Source organism: Nocardia arthritidis NBRC 100137, from assembly GCF_001612765.1.
GTDB lineage: Bacteria > Actinomycetota > Actinomycetes > Mycobacteriales > Mycobacteriaceae > Nocardia > Nocardia arthritidis.
Genome location: NZ_BDBB01000018.1, coordinates 90,852 through 113,827 on the forward strand (window position 1 = coordinate 90,852; position 22,976 = coordinate 113,827).

At 68.8% G+C, this 22,976-nt stretch carries 21 protein-coding genes; 10 read left to right on the top strand and 11 right to left on the bottom strand.

Going from position 1 to position 22,976, the window contains the following annotated elements; genetic code table 11:
• Nucleotides 1-125: 125 nt before the first annotated feature.
• From meaB to NA8_RS14955, 3 genes are read right to left on the bottom strand one after another with little or no spacing between them, the layout of a single operon-like run.
• A complete protein-coding gene (gene meaB / locus NA8_RS14945; RefSeq protein ID WP_062967412.1) occupies nt 126-1,169 on the bottom strand; it encodes a methylmalonyl Co-A mutase-associated GTPase MeaB in 1,044 nt (347 codons plus the stop codon).
• Nucleotides 1,166-3,445: a methylmalonyl-CoA mutase gene (gene scpA, locus NA8_RS14950; protein ID WP_063050989.1), complete on the bottom strand. Its 2,280-nt coding sequence runs from the start codon at nt 3,443-3,445 to the stop codon at nt 1,166-1,168. The genes meaB and scpA overlap by 4 nt, the downstream gene beginning before the upstream one ends.
• Complete coding sequence (locus tag NA8_RS14955; RefSeq protein WP_063050990.1) at nt 3,445-5,301, bottom strand: methylmalonyl-CoA mutase family protein; 1,857 nt, start codon at nt 5,299-5,301, stop codon at nt 3,445-3,447. The genes scpA and NA8_RS14955 overlap by 1 nt, the downstream gene beginning before the upstream one ends.
• Before the next feature lie 180 nt (nt 5,302-5,481).
• On the opposite strand from NA8_RS14955, the gene NA8_RS14960 reads away from it, so the two are divergent.
• Nucleotides 5,482-6,168 carry a TVP38/TMEM64 family protein gene (locus tag NA8_RS14960; protein WP_174550083.1) on the top strand — a complete coding sequence of 229 codons (687 nt, stop codon included), beginning with the start codon at nt 5,482-5,484 and terminating at the stop codon, nt 6,166-6,168.
• A 219-nt stretch (nt 6,169-6,387) separates the two neighbouring features.
• Here NA8_RS14960 and NA8_RS14965 read toward each other — a convergent pair whose 3' ends face one another.
• The gene (locus NA8_RS14965; protein WP_063050991.1) at nt 6,388-7,026 is read right to left on the bottom strand and encodes a TetR/AcrR family transcriptional regulator; all 639 of its coding nucleotides are present in this window, start codon (nt 7,024-7,026) and stop codon (nt 6,388-6,390) included.
• A 154-nt stretch (nt 7,027-7,180) separates the two neighbouring features.
• Here NA8_RS14965 and NA8_RS14970 point away from each other — a divergent pair, with 154 nt between their 5' ends.
• The 3 genes from NA8_RS14970 to mhpA are packed head-to-tail and all read left to right on the top strand — an operon-like array spanning nt 7,181 to nt 10,949.
• Nucleotides 7,181-8,050: an alpha/beta fold hydrolase gene (locus tag NA8_RS14970; RefSeq protein ID WP_063051071.1), complete on the top strand. Its 870-nt coding sequence runs from the start codon at nt 7,181-7,183 to the stop codon at nt 8,048-8,050.
• Complete coding sequence (locus NA8_RS14975) at nt 8,047-9,075, top strand: VOC family protein (protein ID WP_063050992.1); 1,029 nt, start codon at nt 8,047-8,049, stop codon at nt 9,073-9,075. Before NA8_RS14970 ends, NA8_RS14975 begins: the two co-directional genes overlap by 4 nt.
• Nucleotides 9,072-10,949, top strand: a complete 1,878-nt coding sequence (gene mhpA, locus NA8_RS14980; RefSeq protein WP_084466809.1) for a bifunctional 3-(3-hydroxy-phenyl)propionate/3-hydroxycinnamic acid hydroxylase MhpA — start codon at nt 9,072-9,074, stop codon at nt 10,947-10,949. The genes NA8_RS14975 and mhpA overlap by 4 nt, the downstream gene beginning before the upstream one ends.
• Here the strand turns inward: mhpA and NA8_RS14985 are convergent.
• The 3 genes from NA8_RS14985 to NA8_RS14995 all read right to left on the bottom strand — a co-directional run bounded on the left by NA8_RS14985 (nt 10,906) and on the right by NA8_RS14995 (nt 14,083).
• Nucleotides 10,906-11,274, bottom strand: a complete 369-nt coding sequence (locus NA8_RS14985) for a nuclear transport factor 2 family protein (protein WP_063050993.1) — start codon at nt 11,272-11,274, stop codon at nt 10,906-10,908. The genes mhpA and NA8_RS14985 overlap by 44 nt on opposite strands.
• Before the next feature lie 151 nt (nt 11,275-11,425).
• A complete protein-coding gene (locus NA8_RS14990) occupies nt 11,426-12,364 on the bottom strand; it encodes a CorA family divalent cation transporter (protein ID WP_063050994.1) in 939 nt (312 codons plus the stop codon).
• 693 nt (nt 12,365-13,057) lie between these two features.
• The gene (locus NA8_RS14995) at nt 13,058-14,083 is read right to left on the bottom strand and encodes a glycoside hydrolase family 113 protein (protein WP_063050995.1); all 1,026 of its coding nucleotides are present in this window, start codon (nt 14,081-14,083) and stop codon (nt 13,058-13,060) included.
• 114 nt (nt 14,084-14,197) lie between these two features.
• Between NA8_RS14995 and NA8_RS15000 the strand changes: the two genes are divergently transcribed.
• The 6 genes from NA8_RS15000 to NA8_RS15020 all read left to right on the top strand — a co-directional run bounded on the left by NA8_RS15000 (nt 14,198) and on the right by NA8_RS15020 (nt 20,368).
• The gene (locus NA8_RS15000) at nt 14,198-14,848 is read left to right on the top strand and encodes a TetR/AcrR family transcriptional regulator (RefSeq protein ID WP_063050996.1); all 651 of its coding nucleotides are present in this window, start codon (nt 14,198-14,200) and stop codon (nt 14,846-14,848) included.
• A 340-nt stretch (nt 14,849-15,188) separates the two neighbouring features.
• Nucleotides 15,189-16,496, top strand: a complete 1,308-nt coding sequence (locus NA8_RS15005; RefSeq protein WP_157106706.1) for a condensation domain-containing protein — start codon at nt 15,189-15,191, stop codon at nt 16,494-16,496.
• A gap of 113 nt (nt 16,497-16,609) precedes the next feature.
• Nucleotides 16,610-16,741, top strand: a complete 132-nt coding sequence (locus NA8_RS35540; RefSeq protein WP_281199036.1) for a hypothetical protein — start codon at nt 16,610-16,612, stop codon at nt 16,739-16,741.
• 63 nt (nt 16,742-16,804) lie between these two features.
• Nucleotides 16,805-17,254 (top strand): helix-turn-helix transcriptional regulator, encoded by a 450-nt coding sequence (locus NA8_RS15010; RefSeq protein WP_063050998.1) that lies wholly within the window; start codon nt 16,805-16,807, stop codon nt 17,252-17,254.
• A gap of 5 nt (nt 17,255-17,259) precedes the next feature.
• Nucleotides 17,260-17,670 carry a VOC family protein gene (locus tag NA8_RS15015; protein WP_063050999.1) on the top strand — a complete coding sequence of 137 codons (411 nt, stop codon included), beginning with the start codon at nt 17,260-17,262 and terminating at the stop codon, nt 17,668-17,670.
• A gap of 304 nt (nt 17,671-17,974) precedes the next feature.
• On the top strand, nt 17,975-20,368 hold the full coding sequence (locus tag NA8_RS15020; protein WP_063051000.1) for an ATP-binding cassette domain-containing protein: 2,394 nt from the start codon (nt 17,975-17,977) through the stop codon (nt 20,366-20,368).
• A gap of 61 nt (nt 20,369-20,429) precedes the next feature.
• On the opposite strand, the gene NA8_RS15025 is transcribed toward NA8_RS15020, so the two are convergent.
• The 4 genes from NA8_RS15025 to NA8_RS15045 form a co-directional block, all read right to left on the bottom strand.
• The gene (locus tag NA8_RS15025) at nt 20,430-20,873 is read right to left on the bottom strand and encodes an SRPBCC family protein (protein ID WP_063051001.1); all 444 of its coding nucleotides are present in this window, start codon (nt 20,871-20,873) and stop codon (nt 20,430-20,432) included.
• A 45-nt stretch (nt 20,874-20,918) separates the two neighbouring features.
• Entirely contained in the window at nt 20,919-21,260 is a 342-nt protein-coding gene (locus NA8_RS15030) for an ArsR/SmtB family transcription factor (protein ID WP_063051002.1), read from the bottom strand.
• Nucleotides 21,257-21,730 carry an SRPBCC domain-containing protein gene (locus tag NA8_RS15035; RefSeq protein ID WP_245663844.1) on the bottom strand — a complete coding sequence of 158 codons (474 nt, stop codon included), beginning with the start codon at nt 21,728-21,730 and terminating at the stop codon, nt 21,257-21,259. The genes NA8_RS15030 and NA8_RS15035 overlap by 4 nt, the downstream gene beginning before the upstream one ends.
• A 444-nt stretch (nt 21,731-22,174) precedes the next feature.
• The gene (locus tag NA8_RS15045; protein WP_157106707.1) at nt 22,175-22,774 is read right to left on the bottom strand and encodes a hypothetical protein; all 600 of its coding nucleotides are present in this window, start codon (nt 22,772-22,774) and stop codon (nt 22,175-22,177) included.
• Nucleotides 22,775-22,976 lie beyond the last annotated feature (202 nt).

Sequence of the window (22,976 nt, forward strand, 5' to 3'; positions counted from 1 at the left end):
GGTTCGGCGGAACCGTCGAGTGCCGCCGCTCGAACGGTCGCGCAGGCCGAGGTGGTCCCGCGTTTCCGCATCGACGCGGCCGCCATCGCGATGCTGCACGACGCGGCATTCGCGCCTACGGCAGGTCAGCGCCCGTCGAAGGCGCGCAGCAGTTCCTCGGCGGCGAGCGCGGCGGTGAGGGTGCCGTCGCGGACCTGTTTTTCCACCTGCGTCCGAATGGCTTTCACTTCCGGGTTGTCCGCGAGCCTGCGCAGCAACTGGTCGTGCACCATGGTCCAGGTCCAGTCGACCTGCTGGCGACGCCGCTTCTCGGCGAACTCCCCGGCGTCGGTGAGCACGCGGCGGTGTTCGAGCACCGTGTCCCAGAACCGGTCCAGACCGACGCCTTCCAATCCGCTCATGGTCAGCACCGGCGGCCGCCACAGCGCGTCGTGCGGATGGATCAGGCGCAGCGCACCCGCGAGTTCCCGGGCGGCGGCCTTGGCCTCGACCTGATGTTTGCCGTCGGCCTTGTTCACCGCGACCAGATCGGCGAGTTCGAGCACACCCTTCTTGATGCCTTGCAACTGATCGCCGGTCCGGGCCAGGGTCAGGAAGCAGAAGACGTCGACCATGTTCGCGACCGTGACCTCCGACTGACCCACCCCGACGGTCTCGACGAGGATCACGTCGTAGCCCGCTGCCTCGAGCAGCGCGATGGTCTCCCGCGTCGCCTTGGCGACGCCGCCGAGCGTGCCCGCGGTGGGCGAAGGCCGGATGTAGGCGTCGCGTTCCACCGACAATCGCGCCATCCTGGTCTTGTCGCCGAGGATGGAGCCGCCGGTCCGGGTCGAAGACGGATCGACCGCGAGCACCGCGACCCGGTGGCCCTGCCCGATCAGGTACATGCCGAGCGCGTCGATGAAGGTCGACTTGCCGACGCCAGGAACGCCCGTGATGCCGACGCGGTTGGAGGGCGCGCCACCGGCGCCCGCCTCCGGCGAAACCTTCAGCAGCAGTTGCTGCGCCAGCGCCCGGTGATCGGCCCTGGTGGACTCCACCAACGTGATCGCCCGCGCCAGGGCGGCCCGCTCGTTGGCGCGGACCGCCGCGGCGAGGGCGTCGACGTCGATCGTGCGGCGCGCGGCCGCCTTCGGGGTGGCGCGCGCCGCGGAACCGGCTTCGCTCATTCCGTCGCGGCGGAATCCGTGGCGCCGCTGCCGAGTTCGTGACCGAGTTCGGCGCCGAGCTTCTTCAGCAGGTCGATCGCCGCGTCCGCGATCACCGTGCCGGGCGGGAAGATCGCCGCGGCGCCCGCTTGGTAGAGCTCCTCGAAGTCACCGGGCGGGATCACGCCGCCGACGATGACCATGATGTCGGGGCGTCCGACATCGGCCAGTGCCTGCCGCAGGGCGGGCACCAGCGTGAGGTGGCCCGCCGCCAGCGACGACACCCCGACGACGTGCACGTCGTTGTCGGCCGCCTGCTGCGCCACCTCTTCCGGAGTCTGGAACAGCGGGCCCACGTCGACGTCGAAGCCGAGGTCGGCGAAGGCCGTGGCGATCACCTTCTGTCCCCGGTCGTGGCCGTCCTGACCCATCTTCGCGACGAGGATGCGCGGCCTGCGGCCCTCGGCCTCGGCGAATTCCTCGACCAGCTCGCTCGCCTTGGTGATGTTGGTGACCTTTCCTGCCTCGTCGCGGTACACGCCGGAGAGCGTACGGATTTCGGCCTGGTGGCGTCCGTACACCTGCTCCAGCGCATCGGAGATCTCGCCGACGGTGGCCTTGGCCCTGGCCGCGTCGATCGCCAGCGCCAGCAGGTTGTTCGCCATGCCGCCCTCGGTCGAGGCCGCGGCGCGGGTCAATTCGGCCAGCGCCCGTCGCACGGCGTCGGGATCGCGCTCGGCCCGCAGCCGCCGCAGCTTCTCGATCTGCTCGGCGCGCACCCGCGAGTTCTCGACCTTGAGAACCTCGACCTGCTGGTCCTCTTCGACCTGGTACTTGTTGACGCCGATCACCGGCTGCTGGCCGGTGTCGATGCGCGCCTGGGTGCGCGCGGCGGCCTCCTCGATACGCAGCTTCGGGATGCCCTCGCCGATCGCCTGCGCCATGCCGCCGTGCGCCTCCACCTCCGCGATATGCGCGCGGGCGCGGTTGGCCAGCTGGTGGGTGAGCCACTCGACGTAGTACGAACCACCCCATGGATCGATCGGGCGGGTGGTGTTGGACTCCTGCTGGATCAACAGCTGGGTGTTGCGGGCGATGCGGGCGGAGAAGTCCGTCGGCAGCGCCAGCGCCTCGTCGAGCGCGTTGGTGTGCAGTGACTGGGTGTGCCCCTGGGTGGCGGCCATCGCCTCGATGCAGGTGCGCGCGACGTTGTTGTAGGCGTCCTGCGCGGTGAGCGACCAGCCGGAGGTCTGCGAATGGGTGCGCAGCGACAGCGATTTCGCGCTCTTCGGATTGAACTTCGCGACCAGCTCGCTCCACAGCAGGCGCCCGGCGCGCAGCTTGGCGACCTCCATGAAGAAGTTCATGCCGATGGCCCAGAAGAACGACAGTCGCGGTGCGAACTTGTCGACTTCCATGCCCGCGTCGATGCCGGCGCGGATGTACTCGACACCGTCGGCGAGGGTGTAGGCCAGCTCCAGGTCGGCGGTCGCGCCCGCCTCCTGGATGTGGTAGCCGGAGATGGAGATCGAGTTGAACTTCGGCATCTTCGCGCTGGTGTAGGCGAAGATGTCGGAGATGATCCGCATCGAGGGCTTGGGCGGGTAGATGTAGGTGTTGCGGACCATGAACTCCTTCAGAATGTCGTTCTGAATGGTTCCGGCCAGCTGCTCGGGTGCGACGCCCTGCTCCTCGGCGGCGACGACGTACAGCGCCAGGATCGGCAGCACCGCGCCGTTCATCGTCATCGAGACGCTGACCTGGTCCAGCGGGATGTGGTCGAACAACTGGCGCATGTCCAGGATCGAGTCGATGGCGACACCCGCCATGCCGACGTCACCTTGCACGCGCGGGTGATCGGAGTCGTAACCGCGGTGGGTCGCCAGGTCGAACGCGACCGACAGGCCTTTCTGACCCGCCTGCAGATTGCGCCGGTAGAAGGCGTTCGAATCCGCGGCGGTGGAGAAGCCCGCGTACTGGCGGATGGTCCACGGCTGGTTGACGTACATGGTCGGGTACGGCCCGCGCACGAACGGCGCGACACCGGGCACGCTGTCGAGTGGATACCCTTCGGCGGCAACGGCATCCCGGTCGGCCTTGGTGAACACCGGCGGCACATCGATGCCTTCGGGCGTCGACCACACCAGTTGCTCGGGTGCGTACCGGTTGGCCGCCGCTGCCGCGCGCACGTACTCCGTCACCTGCGCCGCGTCCACCGCGGCGGGCTCCGGCGCGCGCTCGGCCAGCGGCACGTCGGCGAAACTGCCGATCACGTGCTTGATCTCACGAGTAGTCATCAGGCTCCCACCTTCTCCAGCAGGCCGGACAGCGCGGCTACGGCGTCGATGCGCGCGGCGAGGAATCCGTCCGGGCGCTGCGCGTCGTCCAGGTCGGCGACGGCCTTCGCCGAACCCGCCAGCAGCACCGTTCCCACGCCCGCGGCACGCAATTGCTCCACCGCCGCACCGGCTTCGGACCCGTAGCGCGTATCCGACCCGCACAGGACCGCGATCGGCGCCCCGGCTCCGGTGGCCGCCGCGGCGATGCCGTCCACCGCGAGCGGCCCGGGGTTGGTCGACTCGATGCCGCCCGAAGCCAGCAGGTTCGCGATGAAGGTGACCCGTACGTTGTGCTCCGCCACCGAACCGAGCGGCACCAGCAGCGCTTTCGGCCGCACGCCGTGTTCGGCGAGGTAGGCGTCGGAGCGGTTGCGCAACTGCTCGAACGCGGCGCCGTAGCGAGCGACCCGTCCCGCCTGCCGCGCCGCCTCGGACAACGGCTGTTCGGCCAGGTTCGGGAATTCGTTCACGCCGGTGACGGCGGTCTTGCGGTGCGCGACATCGGTGTCGCGGGCGTCCTTCGTCGCGGCGACGCGCTCGGCGAGCATGCCCGACTCCAGTGCGGCGAGGTAGCCACCGGCTGCCTCGATCTCCTGGAGGAACTCCCACGCCTTCGCGGCCAGCGCGGCGGTGAGGTCCTCGATGTACCAGGAGCCTGCGCCCGGGTCGAGCACGTGGCCGAGATGCGATTCCTCGAGCAGCAGCAACTGGGTGTTGCGAGCCATGCGGTCGGCGAACGACTTCGAGACGCCCAGCTCACCGGGCGGCAGGGCGGAGTCGAACGGCAGCACGGTCACGGTGTCGGCGCCGCCGATGCCCGCGCCGAACGCGGCGAGAGTGGTGCGCAGCATGTTCACCCAGGGATCGCGCTGGCTCATCATGGCGGCCGAAGTGACCGCGTGCTGCGGTGCGCCGCCGAAATCCGGTGCGCCGCAGACCTGCGCGACCCGCGCCCAGAGCTGCCTGGCGGCACGGAGCTTCGCGATAGTGGCGAACTGATCGTCGGTGGCCGCGAACCGGAATTCCAACTGTTCCAGCGCGTCGGCGATGTCCACGCTCTCGGTCAGCGTCCGGAGGTAGGCCAGGCCCGCGGCGACGGCCGCGCCCAGTTCCTGCGCGTCGGAGGCGCCCGCGTCGTGGAAGACGGTGCCGTCCACGGTGATCGCGCGCACCGATTCCGGCCGCGCGGCGGCCCGTCCGGCCAGCGCGACGGCCTCGGCGAGACCGGTATCGGTAAGGTCGGCGAAGCGGCTGGTCAAGGGGGCGGCGCCGAGGGAGACCCGGATGTCCTCGCGAGCGGGCGCGGCGTAGCCGTCGAGCACCGCGAACACCTGGTCCGCCGCGTCGGCGACGTCGCCGCCCGCGTCCAGCGTGAGGGGGGCCAATTCGAACAGCACGCCGTTCAGCGCGGTCGGCAGTTCCGCCACCGGCACGCCGCGCTCACCCACGCCGAGCCAGATCGCGCTGATCCCGTTCTCCAGCGCGGCCAGGATCTCCCGGTTGACCGCCGCGGCGTCGCGCTGGGCGAACTGCGCGCTGACGAACCAGCCCCGGTGCACATCCCGGGTGGCGTCGCGGCCGCGAACGAAGGGAAAGGTTCCCGGCAGGGGCTGCTCGGGCAACTCGTCGCGCCGGGTATAGAGCGGGGCGACAGTCAGCCCGTCATAGGTGGTCTCGTCGAGCAGCCGCTCGGGCTCCTCGGGAAGTTCGCCGACATCGACGCGGCGAGCCTTGGCCAGCACCCCGGCAACACCCTTGCGCCACGCGGCGTATTCGGGCACCGGGCCGGCCCCGGAATCTGAAGCAATCGGCATAGCTTGCTGTTCCTCTTCCTCAACACGGGCGCACCGGCAGTGCGCGCCCGATACCCTCACATTCGCCCAGCTCAGCGACTACTTCGGTTAACGGGCATTCGTCCCGCTCCTCTGATGCTAGCGGGCGGATTCCCAGCCGGTTGATCCTGCCCGCCACTACCAACCGGTAACCTGTCGCGGGTGACGAGGCTGATCAGGGACCCGCGTATCGTCGCGCTGATCGTCGGCGCGGTGGCGTTGTTCGGCGCGGCCCTGCTCGTTCCGCTGCCGTCGCCCCGTCAGGTGCAGGACTGGGCGACGTCCGTCGGCCCTGTCTTTCCGCTGCTGTTCTTCCTGGTCCATGCCCTGGTGACGGTGGCGCCGATCCCCCGCACCGTCTTCACCGTGAGCGCCGGACTACTGTTCGGCCCGCTGCTGGGCATCACGCTGGCGGTCGGAGCGACAACGGTCAGCGCGGTACTGGCGATCCTGCTCGTGCGCGCGCTCGATCGCGATCAGGTGGCCGCCCGGCTCACCCACCCCGCGGTGCGCGCGATCGATGAACGTCTCGCACGCCGGGGCTGGCTGGCGGTGGGCTCGCTGCGGCTCATCGCGGCGGTTCCGTTCTCGGTGATCAACTATTGCTGCGGGTTGTCGTCGATCCGGTTCTGGCCCTACCTGATCGCCACGGTGCTCGGCGTCCTGCCCGGCACCGTCGGGACAGTCATCCTCGGTGACGCGCTCACCGGGACGACCCATCCGGCAATGCTGGCGCTGTCCGGCGTCTGCCTCGCCGTCGGCCTGGGCGGTTTGGTCGTCGACGCGCGATGGAAGACAGAGTCACTTGCGCCGATGCCCACCGCCGAGCCGGTCCCGGCCGCCGATTAGGCCACGATCGGTCCGCCGCCGATTCCACCGGGACCGCGATCACGTCCACCACACCCGGCCTGGTGGCGACCGGCATCTGGAAGGCGCTGCGGCTGCGCGGCCGGTGCCGGCGCTGGTCGAACGGTTTCGGATGAACCTCACCCGAGGAGGTTCCGCGACCGGCCGGCGATTACCTCGATGCGGCCGCCGAGGGTGTGGCACGAGGCTTGTGCCCGGCCCTCAGAGCTGCGGGACCTCGGGAAGCGAGCCGGAGCTCAGACGCTGCGCGCTCCGCTTGTTCATCCCGAACATGCGCAGCATGCGGTAGGTCATCTCGTCGGATAGGGCGTCGGCGTCGGCGGCCGGGTCGGCATCGAGCAGTTGCAGCAGCCCCAGCAGCGCACCGCCGGCGGCCATGACGGCCAGGTCCGGATCCATCGGTTCGAATCGTCCGGCCTCTTGCGCGGCGCGGATGTCGCGGCGGGCGCGCGGGGCGAGGCCCTCGTCGCGCAGCAGCACGCCCATGCCGGAGTTGAGAACCACGCGCACCATCTCCGGGATGCGCCGCTGCAACCGCCCGGTCATCCGGAAGCTCACGGCGAATATTTCGGCGGGGTCGTCGTAGCGGGCGACGATGCCGTCGCGCATCTCGCTGTAGATCTGCAGCGCGGAACGCACTGCCTCGTCGAAGAGCTGGTCCTTGGAATCGAAGTGGTTGTAGAAGGAGCCGAATCCGACATCGGCGGCGTCGGTGATCTCCTGGATGCTCACCGCCGAACGCCCCTCGGACAGGAACTTGCGCGCCGCACCGAGCAGGGCGTTGCGGGTGCGTTCACGGCGGCGATCGGTACGGGTACGCACCACTGGTTCGGCAGTCATCAGCCCTTCCCTGTTGTCTGAGGGAAATCATAACTGAGGAATCAGTCAGTTGCGATTGGCGACAACGGCCCATTCTGATGGAATCATCAATATCGCCTTGACATACAACTCCATCTTGACTGATGATTTCATCATTAACTTTGTGGAGGTGGCCGTGACAAGCACTGACAACGGAGTCGAGGCCGGGCGGACGGTCCGGGTCGGCGACCGTGACATCTACTTCATCGAGGCCGGTGCGGGCCCGGTCCTCGTGCTGCTGCACGGCGGTGGCCCCGGCGCCTCCGGACGGTCGAACTACTCGCGCAACATCGAGGCTCTGGCCGGGAAGTTCCGGGTGATCGTGCCCGACATGCCCGGCTACGGGCGCTCCACCAAGCGGGTCGACCACACCGACCCGTTCGGCGATCTCGCCTCGGCGGTCGGCGGACTGCTCGACGCGCTGGGCGTGACCAGCGCCCACCTGATCGGCAACTCCTACGGCGGCGCGGCGGCACTGCGGCTGGCGATGGACCGGCCGGAGAAGGTGAACCGGATGATCCTCATGGGCCCCGGCGGTGTCGGGACAACCCGCGCGCTGCCGACCAAGGGCCTGCAGTCGCTGCTGAGCTACTACACCGGAACGGGACCGACCCGGGAGAAGCTCGCGGAATTCGTGCGGGACCATCTGGTCTACGACGCGAGCGCCATCACCGAGGACCTCATCGACAGCCGCTACCAGGCCAGCCTGGACCCGGAGGTGATCGAGAACCCGCCACTGCGGCGCCCGTCCGGGCCGGGCGCGCTGCGCACCGTATGGCGGATGGACTTCACCCGAGATCCTCGGCTCGGTAAGGTCCACCACCCCACCCTGGTGGTCTGGGGCGCCGCGGATCAGGTGAACCGGCCCAGCGGCGCCCGCATGCTGGCCGACCGCATGCCCGACTGCGATGTCTACCTGGCCGCGCGAACCGGCCACTGGGTGCAGTGGGAACGCGCGGAGCTGTTCAACGATCTCGCGGCGACCTTCCTCGGAGGGTCGCGATGAGCGATTCGCCGCGCCCGAATGCCGACGACTCGGTCTACGGTGCGGTCCACCTCGGCTACCTGGCGGTGCAGTCGCAGCGGCTGACCGACTGGGAGCGCTTCGGCGCGCTGGCGATCGGGCTGCACGCCGATCGGCTCGACGCCCACACCCTGCGATTGCGTCTCGATGACCGCGCCTGCCGTTTCCTGATCCGACGCGGCCCCGCCGAAGATGTCACCGCCTTGGGCTGGCAGGTCGACGACCACGAGACATTCGACCGCATCCTGGCCCGGGTCAGCGACCGCGGCGTGCCGATCGAAGAAGGCGCCGCCGAGGAGACCGCGCTGCGCGGGGTGGAACGGCTGTGGCGCTTCCCCGGCCCCAAGGGCATCGCCACCGAGATCTTCACCAGCGCGCTGACCACACCCGAGCCGCTACGCATGCTCAGCTCCGGCTGGGTCACCGGCGAAGCCGGCATGGGCCACGTGGCGATCGTGTCGCGGGAACCGGAGTCGATGCACGCCTACTACCGCACCCTGTTCGATTCGCGGCTGTCGGACTTCATCGACGAGAACATCTCCGGGCTGAAGATGAAGATTCGCTTCCTGCGGGTCGACGAACGCCACCACTCGATCGCGGTCGCCAACATTCGCGGCGTCAAAATCGACCCGATCCGCACCCGGGTCCAGCACGTCAATATCCAGTCCGCCACCCTCGAGGACATGCTCGCCGCCTACGGCCGCGTCACCGATCTGGGGTTCCGGATGGCATGGTCGGTCGGGCAGCACACCAACGACCGCGAACTGTCGTTCTACTGCGTCACTCCTTCGGGCTTCGAACTCGAGGTCGGCTGGAACCCGATCGTCGTCACCCCAGAGCTCGACGCCGCGTGGGTGGCGACGACCTATCAGCGCATCAGCATCTGGGGCCACCACACCGTCTCCGAGACCCCGCTGGACAAGCTCGCCCAGCTCCGCACCGCGGCCGCACGCCTGCGCACCCCGGAGATCACCGTCCCCCAACTCACCGGAAGTCCTGTCAGATGAGCGAATTCGACCACGAGGTCGTGATCGTCGGGCTCGGCCCGACCGGCCTGACCCTGGCCAACCTGCTGGGCCGCCGCGGCATCGACGTGCTCGTCCTCGAACGCGAACCCGAGTACTACGGCCTGGCTCGCGCGGTCTACACCGACGACGAATGCATGCGAATCTTCCAAACCGCCGACGTCGCCGACGAGATCAACACCGAGATGAACCTCGACTCCACCGTCCGATGGGTCCGCGGCGACGGAAAGGTGCTCGCGCAGTTCAACCAGATCGACCGGCCCCTGAGCTGGCCCGTGTCCAACTTCCTCTACCAGCCCTACCTGGAGAACAGCCTGGAACGTGCTCTCGACCGCTACCCGCACGTCACCACGCGCCGTGGGCGCGCCGTGACCGGTTTCGACCAGGACGCCGCGTCGGTGAGCGTCGAGCACGCCGCGTGCATGGGTACCGGCTACGGCAAGCGCGACGCGGAGATCGATCCGGGCAGCACCGAACGGGTGCGGGCGAAGTTCCTCGTCGGCTGCGACGGCGGGCGCAGCATCGTGCGCACCGACCTGGGAATAGATATGTCGGGCATCAGCTTTCCCGAGCGTTGGCTGGTCGTCGATCTGAAGGCGCGCGAGGGCGTCGACGCGTTCCGGCACCTGCCCTACTTCGACTTCGTCTGCGACCCCGAGCTGCCGGTCGTGTCCTGCCCGCAGCCGGACGGGCACCACCGCTTCGAATTCATGCTGCGCGCGGACCAGACCAAGGAGGAGATGGAGGACTCGGACACCGTGCGCCGCCACATCTCCCGCTACGTCGACCCCGACGAGGTCGAGGTGCTGCGCAAGCTCGTCTACACCTTCAACGCCGTAATCGCCGACCGCTGGCGCGAGGGCCGGATCCTGATCGCCGGCGACGCCGCGCACATGACCCCGCAATTCATCGGCCAGGGCATGAATTCCGGTGTCCGCGACGCGGATAATCTGTCCTGGAAGCTCACCACGATCCTGCGCCACGGCGCCGACCCGGCGATCCTGGACAGCTACGAGAGCGAACGCCGACCGCATGCCAAGGCCATGATCGACCTGTCGGTATTCAACAAGAACATCGTCTCCCTCGACAACCGCCTCCTCGCAGCGGCCCGCGACACCCTCATCTCCACCACGATGCGGGTACCCGGCCTCGGCGGCTGGATCCGCGAGGCGAAGATCAAGCCCGCCCCACGCTTCCGCCGCGGCGCCTACCTGGGCCTGCCCCGCCCGCTGATCCGCGGAGTGCAAGGCAGACTCGCGCCCCAGCCCGAGATCCGCACTTACAGCGGCAGGCACCAGCGACTCGACGACACGCTCGGCCTCGGTTTCGCCGTCTTGGGTTATGGGTCCGACCCACGCCGCGCTTTCTCCCCCGCGGACCTGGACGTTCTGCGTGCCCTCGACACCCACTTCGCGACGGTCTACCCGCTGGGCGGACGCCCGCAGGGCAAACCGGGCGACGGCCGCGACGACCTCACCGACATCGAAGACCACACCGGCACACTGGTGCGCTGGTTCCGCCGCGCCCGGCTGCAGCCGGGCGCAGTCGTGCTGCTGCGCCCGGACCGGTACGTCTTCGGCACCGCCGAACCGGACAAGACCGCCGCCCTGGTCGCCGCGCTACGGCACCAACTGCACCTGCCGACCCCGCCGGCCGGGCTCTCCTCGGCTCGGCCGACCGAGCCTGGCGCACGGTCAGCCGAGCCCATGTCGGGCAGTGCACAGCGGGACGACTCGCCGGCTGAATCCGCCACGCACCAGGCGCCCGTCACCTCCGCCGGGCGTGTCGCGGGATGGGGGCCCGGCCCGGAGGCTACGCCGAGGGCACCCGGTCGAGGAAACCGTGCACATTCGTGATCCGGCCGTCGGCGCCGAGGGTGATCACGTCCGAGCCCGCGACCGGGGCGCTGCCGTCGGCCGCCGAGACCAGCTCCCAGGAGAAGCGGGCGATGTCGTGGTGACCGTCGACCTCGCCCACGCGGCGGAACGCGAAGCCGGGGAACTGCGCCTGCACTCCTCCGATGGCCGCCGCCAGCTGGGCGTGCCCGCTCACCTCCGCGAGCGGATCGGTGTATCCGCCGTCCTCGGCCCAAGCGACCGCGACCGCCGCGGCCCTGGCGTCCTCGTCGGTCGCATTCCACGCGGCGAAGTACCGATCGACCGCTTCGTCGTAGCGCGACATAATGAATCCTCCTGTGCGGTAATGATTTTCAGTCACCGATCCGAGGTTCTCCGATCGGGTGCCTCCAACCTTGCCGTGCCACGCGCCCCGCGTCGATTACGCGCGAGGTAATGATCGCCGGAAACGAAGCGGTCACCACGTAGGCGGCGATTCAGCGCAGCAGGCCCTTCTTCCTCAGGTACGCCAACGGGATCACCGCGGCCACCAACGCCAGCAGTGCGGTAATCAAAAGACCTAGCTGCCAAGAGAATTCGGAGACGCCGATGAGATCCGTGCCGTAGCAGCCGGCGATCAGCGTGGACGGCAGGAAGGCCGCGGTGACGACGGTGAACACTTTGACGACCTCGTTCTGACGCGCGCCCAGGCAGGTCGTCACAGACTGCTGGAGGTAGCGAGCCTTGTCGTACTCGACGCCCGCGTGCTCGTTCACTCCGTCGATGTCGGCGAGCAGGAGACCGATGGAATCGTTCAGCTTCCCGGGGCCGGAGTCGGCGTCGGCCATCAAATGACGCGCGGTGCGAGCCAGTTGCAGCTGGGTCTCGCGGGTGCGCGCGACGATGCGCGCGGTGGCGTCCAGCCGTGACACGGCGTCGCGCAGGTCAGCGATGCCGGTGCCGCTTCGATCCTGGCGTTCGAGTGCCTGCTCGATCTTCTCGTGGATCGCCTCCAGCGCGTCGCCGGCGTGGTGGAGCACCCGCTCCGACGCCTCGTTCAGCGCCCACAGCAGCGCGTACATCACCCCGTGCGCGGAGCCGGCGAGCTGCGGGCTGCGGCGCATCTTCGCGACCGCCTTGTCGAAGGGGACGAAATGCTCGGACGGCTGGAGCGTCACGAGGAATTCACCGCCCAGAGCGAAGACGATCGTCGCGTGTTCGATGGTCTCGCCGCGCTGGTAGCCGGCGACCACCGGGAGATAGAGGAAGTTGTCGGACTCCCAGACCTGCCTGCGGGCGACGGTGAAGTCGAGCCCCAGCCGTTCCCGGAGCACGGCGGCGGTGTCGGCGTCGTGGGCGGCGAGCGGAATCCAGTGCTGCTGGAGCACTTCGGTGTCGAAGTGGTCGGCGGCCACCGTGCTGAGAAAGGTCGTCATCGACTACCGCTGCCCGAAGGAGGAGTGCACGAGCGAGACGGCCTGCTGTGGACGCTCCGGTTTCCGTGAACGAGACGATGTTTCGGATTTCTCGAGCAATGTGGCCATAACGGGGACTCCAATACTTACTATCGTGCGGGACTTACCATCGTGCGGGGCTGGCACGCCCTCCGGGACAGAGGACGCGCGCATGGGGCGGGTCGCGTCGAGCCACGACGAACTCGGTCGCGCCGTGGGCGAAGAACCAGCGCATCGGCCGGACGCGCACGCGCCGCCGTCACGCGTCGAAGAGCTGGCGAAGGTGGATTCGACGCCGCGCCGGACGATCGGGGCGACGTTGCCCGGCCGCCGATCGCGTACGCGGATCAACGACGCGCCGGCGCAACCCGTTTCTCGAGGGCGGCCCGGCTGTAGACGTCGATACTGTCAACCGGCATCTGCCGCTCACCTCGCTTCGTTGGTCGACCGGCGCACGAATTGCGCCATCCATCATTAGAAACCCGCCGAACGGGTACGTCAATCAGTTGCGCAAGTATTCGACAACGCGCCACCCGGTGGAAATCTTGCGGCCCGGATCGGACCGGATAGCCGTCCGAGACAGCGGTTTTCGGTCCTGCGGCACACGACCGGCCCGGGGCGACCGTGCGGTTGCCCAGCCGGACACGGACGTGCCGTCCTACCGATTCTCGGGCTCTAGTGGTTCCGGTAATAGTCGGCCAGGGCGCCGAACGCGGCTTTGGGCTCCCACGGAAGGTCCGGGTAGGTATCGCCGCGGCGGTCCTCGAAGACTTTGACCACGCCGTAGCTGGCCAGGTCCAAGTCGTCGCGTGGGTCGCCGTCCGGGCGGTGCACGTGGTCGTAGAGCGCGAGGACGAACACGAACGTGCTGTCGACGCCTTCGGCGTCGAAAACCTCCAGCAGCTCGCGCAGATATTTCGCCTGTCCGGCCTCGTCGCGGGCGTACTCTCCGTTCAATCGGATCGGTCCGCGAATGTCGTCGTATTCGACGATCTCGAGCCCGTGCGCACCGAGATCGCCCGCGCCCGCGAAGGTCGACGCACCGAACTCGGTGATCGCGAGCGGCTTTCCCGACGCGACGAGCGCGCGAACGCCGTCGCCGAATCGGTCGGCGACCTCGGCCGTGCGATACAGGTCCACCGACACGATGTCGAACGCGGTCCAGTCGACGCGCTCCAACGGAATGGACGCGTAGGTGATCCGGCCACCGAAACGCGCCCGGACAGTCGATACGGCTTTGCCGAGAAAGTCGTTCACGCGCCTTCCTGCCTCGACGACCCGCTCCGCGAGATCATGTGGCCGGCTGGTCAGCGAGTGCACGCGCTCGTCGAGGTTGTCGCCGGGGAGGAATCCCTTGTGCATCAAACTCAGTTCGGCGCCGGTCACGAACACCACTTCGGCGCCCTGCCGTCGAATCCGCTCCGCTCGCTCGGCGCAGTCCGCGAACAAGGTGAGCATCTCCTCGACCGTCGATTCAAGAGGGTACGGAGAGAACCATATTTCGAGACCGAGTTCAGCCGCGCAGGCCGCGGCGAGTTCCAGCCGCCCGGGATCGCCTCCGATGATCCGCACCGCGTTGCAATGCAGATCGTCACGAATAACGCGCAGTTCGCGCGCCACAATCTCGGGATCGAAGTGCAAGCGGGAGATTCTTCCGTCGCGGATGAAGCCTGTCTCGTAGCTGATGCCCTTGGCGCGCACAGGAACCGTCCTTTCATCGTCAAATAGAGTACTTCAAGTACCTTAAAGAGGTTGCGCGGCCGGAGCAAGCCCGGTCTCGGAACGTAGGATCGGCACCGACTGCGAAAAGGAGGCATGGTGGACGATGCGGCGCGGCAGCCAGGCGCCGGACACACGCGTCGGCGCGGACCCGCCCTCGAAGAGGCGATTCTGCGGGCCGCGGTGGACGAACTCGTCGAATCCGGTTACGCCGCCCTGACCATGGACAAGGTCGCCGCCCGTGCCGGGACCAACAAGAACGCCATCTACCGGCGCTGGCCGAACCGCCTCGCACTCGGCATCGCGGCCTACCGGCAGCTGGCCAGGACGACACCTCCACCCGATACCGGAAACCTGCGTGAAGACGCGCTCGAGTTGCTGCGCCGGGTCAACCGCCACTGGAGCTCGCCCTCGGGCGCGATCCTGCGCGAACTCATCGCCGCCTCCGGCGGCGCGTCGGAACTCCTCGCACAGCTGCCCGACCAGTCCGGCAATGCCGCCGCCGCCCCTTGGCTCACCCTGCTCGGCCGCGCGGTGGCCCGGGGAGAAGCCGCTCCCGAAGCGCTGCACCCCCGGGTCGCCACCGTGGCCCTGGTCCTGCTCCGCAATGAATTCGTCGTGCGCGGGGCTCCGAGCGCACCCGATGACGTTCTGGTCGACATCGTGGACGAGGTCTACCTGCCGCTGATCCGCCGACGCGATCCGGCCACACCGGCGGACCTCACCCGTCCACCAGCCCGTTGCTGAAGTGGTCGCCCGTCCAACTCCAATGCTCGGGAGCGGTCCGGTTCGGCGGATCGGACGCCCGTACCGCGGTTCCCGTGCAGATGGCGGGCAGGATCGCCGTTCGCGCAGCACAGCGAACCGATGAGTAGCTTTTCGCCCATTTCCGACGGCCCACCGCGGCCGCGCTCACCGAACCCGCCAGTAGGGTTGACCACGACGTTGCCAGGCCTAATGCTCTTGTTTGGCCGAACAGCTCGAAACCGGACATTCGAACGATCCTCATCGTCGTAGCGCCGAGTTGTCGCGGCGAAGACGCCGGTGCGGACCTGCTCCGGTGTCCAGAACTCGAGGGGAGATTCGCGTGACCTACCGCCTGACCGATATCGATTGCGTGAGTGCGCGGGGGCACTCCGCCCTAGGGGGAACCCTGGCGATACAAGCGGTCTGGCGGTACGACCGTCCCGTCGACATGGCGGCGCTGGAGCGTTTCCACGAGGCATTGCGGCACGGCAGGCTGGGGAGAGCGGTCGCGCCCGCGATGATCCCGGCCGCCGGGGACCGGTGGACCACCCGCACCGAGTTCAGCTCGCTCGAGGTCGCGGAAGCGCCCATTCCCCCGGGCGATCTGGAAGCCTGGATCGCCGAGCAGGGGCACGCCGAGTTGCGCACCTTCGGCGGGCCCGCGTGGCGGTTGGCGGCAACCCACCTCGACAACGGGGAAAGCGCGGTGTCGCTGCTGGTTTCGCACACCCTCGCCGACGGCCAGGCCTTCTGCGCGGCGATCACGGACGCGGTCGCGGACAAGCGGCTCGATCTGGCGTACCGCAGCGATGAATTCGGTCGGACGCGTCTGCTCGCCGGTGAGCTTCGCGATGCCGCGAGGCGCGCCCGGTCGTTGCCGTCGGCTGCCGTTCTGGCGTTGCGGTTGGCCGTGACCGGGCGCCGCGGTAAGACCGGACCTACCGACGAGGAGGCGCGGGACTTCCGCCTGCCCACGGTCACCGCGACGGTCCCGGCGCAGCTCTGGCATGCGGCGGCACGCAGCCGGGGCGGCACCGGCACCACCTTGGCGGTGGCGATGATGGCGTCCATCGCCACCGAGATCGGCCGCACCGACGACGAGGGCCGGGTTCGCATGATGATGCCGGTCAGCACCCGCACCGCCGACGATCTTCGCGCGAACGCGCTGACCTCCATCGCCTTCGAGGTGGATATGCGCGACGGCGAACCGGCCGACCTCGCTCCGCTGCGCACGGTGATGAAGGAACAGCTCAGTGCGGCGACGGCCGGCGGACAGGATGTCCCACCGCTGGTCCCGGTCGCGGTGGCGCTGCCGCGCGGGCGCTATGCGGTGCTGGCGCGGCAAGCCGCCACCGACCCCACCTCGACGGTGTGCTCCAGCCTCGGCAAGCTCGACCCCGAGATCCTCCGCATCGACGGTCGCCCGGCCTCGGCGATGATGCTCGGCCTGGTCAATCAGAGCCTGAACTCGCGGGCCGTCGTGACCGAACGCGGCGGCACTCTGTACGTCGCGCTGGTCGAAACCGCGGAAGCGATCACGCTGCGCGTCATGGGTTTCCACCCGCCGACACTCCTGGACGCCGAGCGGCTGAGCGAGCTGGTGCAGGCCGCGCTCGCCGAGTACGAGCTGTCGGCGACCTTCTGGTAGCGGCCTGGGCGACTGCCGCAAGCCGGAGGTCACCTGCGGCGAAGTGGCGCCCGCGCACGGCCGGGGCCGCCGGGCGATCCGGTGCGGGTATGCGAGCTCGTCGCGGTCCAGCTATGAGCGTGGCGGCATTCTCGGATCGGACGCTGCGGACACCCGGCATCGTCGTTCCCGCGGCGCGGGTGGCCGAGCTCGCCGGAATCGTGGTTCGCCGTCCTGCGGGCGAGGCCAGGCTTCCGAGCGCCTGAGGCCGGACCGGCCGGTGGCCGACACGCGGTCGCTTGTCACCGCGATGTGGCACGATCTGGGGAGTGACCAGCCGACCCTCCGCGACACAGCACCTGCACGATCTCGCGCGGCTGCGCCGCGTCCGCGACCGCATCGACCGGGAGTACGCGCAGCCGCTGGACGTGGAGGCGCTCGCGCGCGACGCGCACATGTCGGCCGGGCACCTCAGCCGCCAGTTCCGGCTCGCCTACGGCGAGTCGCCCTACGCCTATCTGATGACGCGGCGCATCGAACGCGCGATGTCGCTGCTGCGCCGGGGCGACCTCAGCGTCACCGAGGTCTGTTTCGCGGTCGGCTGCTCGTCGCTGGGCACCTTCAGCACGCGCTTCACCGAACTGGTCGGCGTGCCGCCCAGCGTCTACCGGCGCGACGCCGCGCGCGCGACGGCGGGCATGCCGTCGTGCGTCGCGAAACAGGTGACCAGACCGATCAGGAATCGAGAAGCGCCGGTTATCGAGCCGCAATTAGCCTGACTGCCATGGACATCACCATTCACGCGAGCTTCCTGCCGCACGACGACCCGGACGCGGCCCTCGCCTTCTACCGCGACCTTCTCGGCTTCGAGGTGCGCAACGACGTCGGATACGAAGGGATGCGCTGGCTCACGGTCGGCCCCGTCGACCAGCCGGGCACGTCCATCGTCCTGCACCCGCCGGGCGCCGACCCGGGCATCACCGATGACGAGCGCCGCACCATCACCGAGATGATGGCCAAGGGCACCTATGGCGGCATCCTTCTGGCTACCAAAGATCTCGACCGCGCTTTCGAGCGGCTGGTGGCCGGCGACGCGGAGATCGTCCAGGAACCGACCGAGCAGCCGTACGGGGTCCGCGACTGCGCCGTGCGCGATCCCGCGGGCAACCTGATCCGCATCCAGCAACTGCGCTGAGCCGCCCGGCGCGGCCCCGACCCGCGCGACGACCACCGCCGCACCGAGCAGCACGTCATCCGCGACGAAGACGTCCGCGTGCCGACGACTCGGTGGGCGGTGCGTCGGCTCCGGAGCCGACGCCCACGACAGCCGGCTCACGACCGCTTCGTCGCGGGAGACGGCCGCGACCCGCCGCTGGTCCGACGCCTCGGACCAGGCGCATCGACAAACACTCAGACGGATCGGTCGACCTGGTTGAATCGAGCCAGGCGACGCCGACCCCGGACCGCGCAGGCGGCCCCGCCCGACAAAGGGAGACACGATGAGCACGGCCACGACGACGGACACGCAGTCGCCCGCGCTGCACGCTGCCGACAGCCACGATCTGATCCGCGTGTACGGCGCGCGCGAGAACAACCTGAAGGACGTCAGCATCGAGATCCCGAAGCGGCGGCTGACGGTGTTCACCGGCGTCTCCGGCTCGGGCAAGAGCTCCCTGGTGTTCAGCACCATCGCAGCGGAGTCGCAGCGGCTGATCAACGAGACCTACAGCGCCTTCGTCCAGGGCTTCATGCCGACGCTGGCACGGCCCGATGTCGACGTGCTCGAAGGGCTGACCACCGCGATCATCGTCGACCAGCAACGCATGGGTTCCGACCCACGCTCCACGGTCGGCACCGCCACCGATGCCAACGCGATGCTGCGCATCCTCTTCAGCCGCCTCGGGAAGCCGCACATCGGCTCGCCGCAGGCGTACTCCTTCAACGTCGCCTCGATCAGCGGAGCCGGTGCGGTCACCACCGAGCGCGCCGGAAGGACCGTGAAGGAGCGCCGCAGCTTCAACATCACCGGCGGCATGTGCCCGCGGTGCGAAGGCAGAGGCTCGATATCCGATATCGACCTCACGCAGCTCTACGACGATTACAAGTCGCTCGCCGAGGGCGCGTTCACCATTCCCGGCTGGAAGTCGGACAGCTTCTGGACGGTGCGGGTCTACGCGGAGTCGGGCTTCCTCGACCCGAACAAGCCGATCCGCAAGTTCACCAAGAAGGAGATGCAGGACTTCCTGTACAAAGAGCCGACCAAGGTGAAGGTCGAGGGCGTCAACCTCACCTACGAGGGGCTGATTCCCAAGATCCAGAAGTCGTTCCTGGCCAAGGACCGGGAGGCGATGCAGCCGCACATCCGCGCCTTCGTCGACCGGGCGGTCACCTTCACCACGTGTCCCGAGTGCGACGGCACCCGGCTGAGCGAGGCGGCTCGATCGTCGAAGATCAAGGGGATCAGCATCGCCGACGCCTGCGCGATGCAGATCAGCGACCTGGCCGAATGGGTCGGCGGCCTGAACGAGCCGTCGGTTGCGCCGCTGCTGGTCGCGCTGCGGCACACCCTCGACTCGTTCGTGGAGATCGGGCTGGGCTACCTGTCGCTCGACCGGCCCTCGGGCACGCTGTCGGGCGGTGAGGCCCAGCGCACCAAGATGATTCGCCACCTCGGCTCCTCGCTCACCGACGTGACCTACGTCTTCGACGAGCCGACCATCGGCCTGCACCCCCACGACATCCAGCGGATGAACGATCTGCTGCTGCGGCTGCGGGACAAGGGCAACACGGTGCTCGTCGTGGAGCACAAGCCGGAGGCGATCGCGATCGCCGATCACGTCGTCGACCTCGGCCCCGGCGCCGGTGCGGCGGGCGGCGCCGTCTGCTTCGAGGGCAGCATCGAAGGGCTGCGGGCCAGCGGAACGGTCACCGGCCGCCATTTCGACGACCGGGCGACCCTCAAGGAGACGGTGCGCAAACCCACGGGCACACTGGAGATCCGCGGCGCGAAGGCGAACAACCTGCGTGACGTCGACGTCGACATTCCGCTGGGAGTGCTGGTCGCCGTCACCGGTGTGGCCGGGTCCGGCAAGAGTTCCCTGCTGCACGGGTCCATTCCCGCGGGCGAGGACGTTGTGTCGGTGGACCAGGCGCCCATCCGCGGCTCGCGGCGCAGCAACCCGGCGACCTACACCGGACTGCTCGACCCGATTCGCAAGGCGTTCGCGAAGGCCAACGGCGTGAAACCGGCGCTGTTCAGCGCCAACTCCGAGGGAGCCTGCCCCACCTGCAACGGCGCGGGCGTCGTCTACACCGACCTGGCGATGATGGCCGGTGTCGCCATTCCCTGCGAGGAGTGTGAGGGCAAGCGGTATCAGGCATCGGTGCTGGAGTATCGCCTCGGCGGCCGCGACATCAGCGAGGTACTCGCGATGTCGGTGCTCGAGGCCCAGGAGTTCTTCGGCGACGGTGCGGCGCACACGCCGGCCGCGCATGCCATCCTCGGCCGGCTCGCCGATGTCGGGCTGGGCTACCTCAGCCTCGGCCAACCGCTCACCACGCTGTCCGGTGGCGAGCGGCAGCGGCTCAAGCTGGCCACCCACATGGCCGACAAGGGCGGTGTCTACATCCTCGACGAACCGACCACCGGCCTGCACCTCGCCGATGTCGAGCAGCTGCTGGGCCTGCTCGACCGGCTCGTCGACTCCGGCAAGTCGGTCATCGTCATCGAACATCACCAGGCGGTCATGGCGCATGCCGACTGGATCGTCGACCTCGGCCCCGGTGCCGGACACGACGGCGGCCGGGTCGTCTTCGAGGGCACTCCCGCCGACCTCGTCGCCGCCCGCTCCACCCTGACCGGCGAACATCTCGCGGCCTACGTGGGCGCCTGAGCGGGGTTCGCGCGGGCGACCGTGGCCGCACCCTCAGCGGCCACGGGCCTCTCGCGGAACGTCAGTTCCAGTTGTCGATCTTGACGTCGTAGGGCTCCGGCGCACCTTTCCCGGTTTCGATCAGCGACTTCAGACTCAGCAGAAAGACCGCCCACTTGGTGCTGCAGTGGTGCATGGATTCCACCGGCTCCTTCCAGCCCTGATGTTTGAACAGAACGATGGCGTAGTCGTCGGCCTGAGCGAGATCCCAGTGCAGCTGCGTGCCGACCCAGTCCTCGGGTCCATCGATCACTTCCCACCGCACGCGCTTGCCCGGATCGAGCTCGGCGACCCTCATGTCGAATCCACCGGCGCCGAACCGGAATTCGAGCACACCACCGACGTCACTGCCTTTGCCGCTGGTGTCGGTCGTCCACCAGCCTGCCAGCCCTTCGGTGGTGGTCAAGGCCGCGTAGACGTCGGCCACCGCGGATTTGATTCCGACCCTGTGCAGGATGTCCACCATTTCGTCACTTCTTTCCGATGTCGATTGCCGTTGACTTCCATGAATTCACCGCTGGTCTTGCCCACGCTGAATCGCCTCGGCGATCCGCTTGATACGACGCAGCCTGGCGTCCCACGCCGCCCCCACCGAGGACAACTGCGCGACCGCGCGGGCGAGCTGCGCCTCGTCCACCCGGTACCGCCGCTCCCGCCCGGCGGGCGTGGCGTGCACCAAACCGACGCGGTCGAGCACGCCGAGATGCTTCGCGACCGCCTGCCGCGTGACGGGCAGTTGCTCACTGAGACTGGTGGCGGTGCCGCCGCCGTCGGCGAGCAGCAGGTCGAGCATCCGCCGACGAGTCGGATCTCCGACCGCGGACCACAGGTCGTCGTCGACGGCGGCGGTCACCGGGTGGACACCAGCCGGGCGATGTACTCCCCCAGCCGCGGAATATAGGTATCCCAGCCCACGGTGTGCTCGCGATACTGCTCCGCCGACTTCGCGGCCTCCCAACCCATCTCCCGGAATCCGGTCTCGATGAGCCGGATCGTGGTACCCGCGCCCGACGCAACGAGCTCGAAGGTGACCAGCAGTGACCCGGCGGAGTCGTCGACCTCGCGGTCGGGGTAGCACCAGCGGAACGAGAACACCCGAGGCGGCTCAGCGTTCACCACGGTGATCGGAGCGACCTGCGCCCGGTCACCCCAGACGAGTTCACCGACCGCGCCGGACGCCACCTCGAATTCGGCATCGTCGGTCCACCAGTGCGAGATGTGCTCCGGGCTGCTGACCACCTCGAAGACCACCTCGGGCGAGGCGTCGACGTAGATCTCGCGTTCGATGCTGCCGTACTCCATACTCGCCATTCCTTTCGTCATGCGCAACATTTGGTTGCATATGACGCTAACCCACCTTCGCCTCTCGCGCAACCATTGGTTGCATACGGCTCGAGATGTTCGCCAGCGGACGCTCGAAGGCGACATCTGCGACACGCGGCATCCGGGGCGCCGACGCGCACGGGGAGCGCTATCACGCAGGCGACCATCGACATCGCCGACGTGTTCGGCGAAAGTTCAGTTGACCGTCGGTGCCCGAACATGCGTCGGCGGCGCGGGTGGCTTCGGCGGCCACCGCGTCCGCTTCTCGCGCCATCTGCACGACTCGGTTCGCCCGGTCGTCGGCACGAGCCAGCGCGCCTGCGGCCAGCGCGTCCGCGACGCTGCGGAGCTTCGCGGAACGGGCGCGGCCCGCATCGCAGGCCCCGGCCACCGCGTCCGCCGCGCCGAGTCGGCCAGACCGCGGGCGGCCTCGGCCAGCGCTCGTCACGAGACCCCCGCCAGGCACGCCAGCGACACCGCCACGACCCCCTGCCGTACCTGCTCAGCGGTACCGGGGTGGATGTAATAGTCGACCCAGAACAGGTCGGCGCCACGGCGGACCACAGCCGAACCGTACGCCGTACCACCCTCGCCCTCGGCGCTGTAGGCGCTACACGCCTCGTCTCCGAGGGCACCATCGCTGTGCAACTGCCCGGCCGCCGCGGTGCCTCGACAGGAGGTACCCAGAGCGGCCCCGGCTCGCTCGGCACCGGAGTCCCACCCGACCTGGCCGTAGCGCAGCACGCGCACGTCCAGGAGGCCGTACGCGTCGGAGCCGGAAGGACGGCTATCCGCGGTCCGGTAAGAGCATGCGGCGTCCGGTCCGGAGGAGTAGCTGCCCCCGGGAGAGGGAACGCCGTCGGGCACCAATTGCTCGAACAGAGCGGGTCCGATCGCCGCGCAGAGGTCGGCCGGGGCGGCGGCGGGTGGATGGGCTCGTTCGACTCGAGCCTGAATTGCCAGGGACGCGGCGAATCCCAGGACGACAAGGATCCCGACGGTCAACGGCACTAGACAGCCCCGCCGGCGGCCTGCTGTGAGCATCGGATTCTCCATCGTCGGTCGGGTACGCGCCAGTGCTGGTTCGGAGACCGGCCGCCGTCTCAAGAGAGGCCACACACGGGCTTCTGGTCGGCGACGCCTTTGAGCGCACTCTTCTCTGCGCCCGGTGATCGTGCCGCCGATCTCCGCCGGCCTGCCAACCGGTGGCACTGTGGCGGAGAGGAGAATCCGGCAATACCTGATT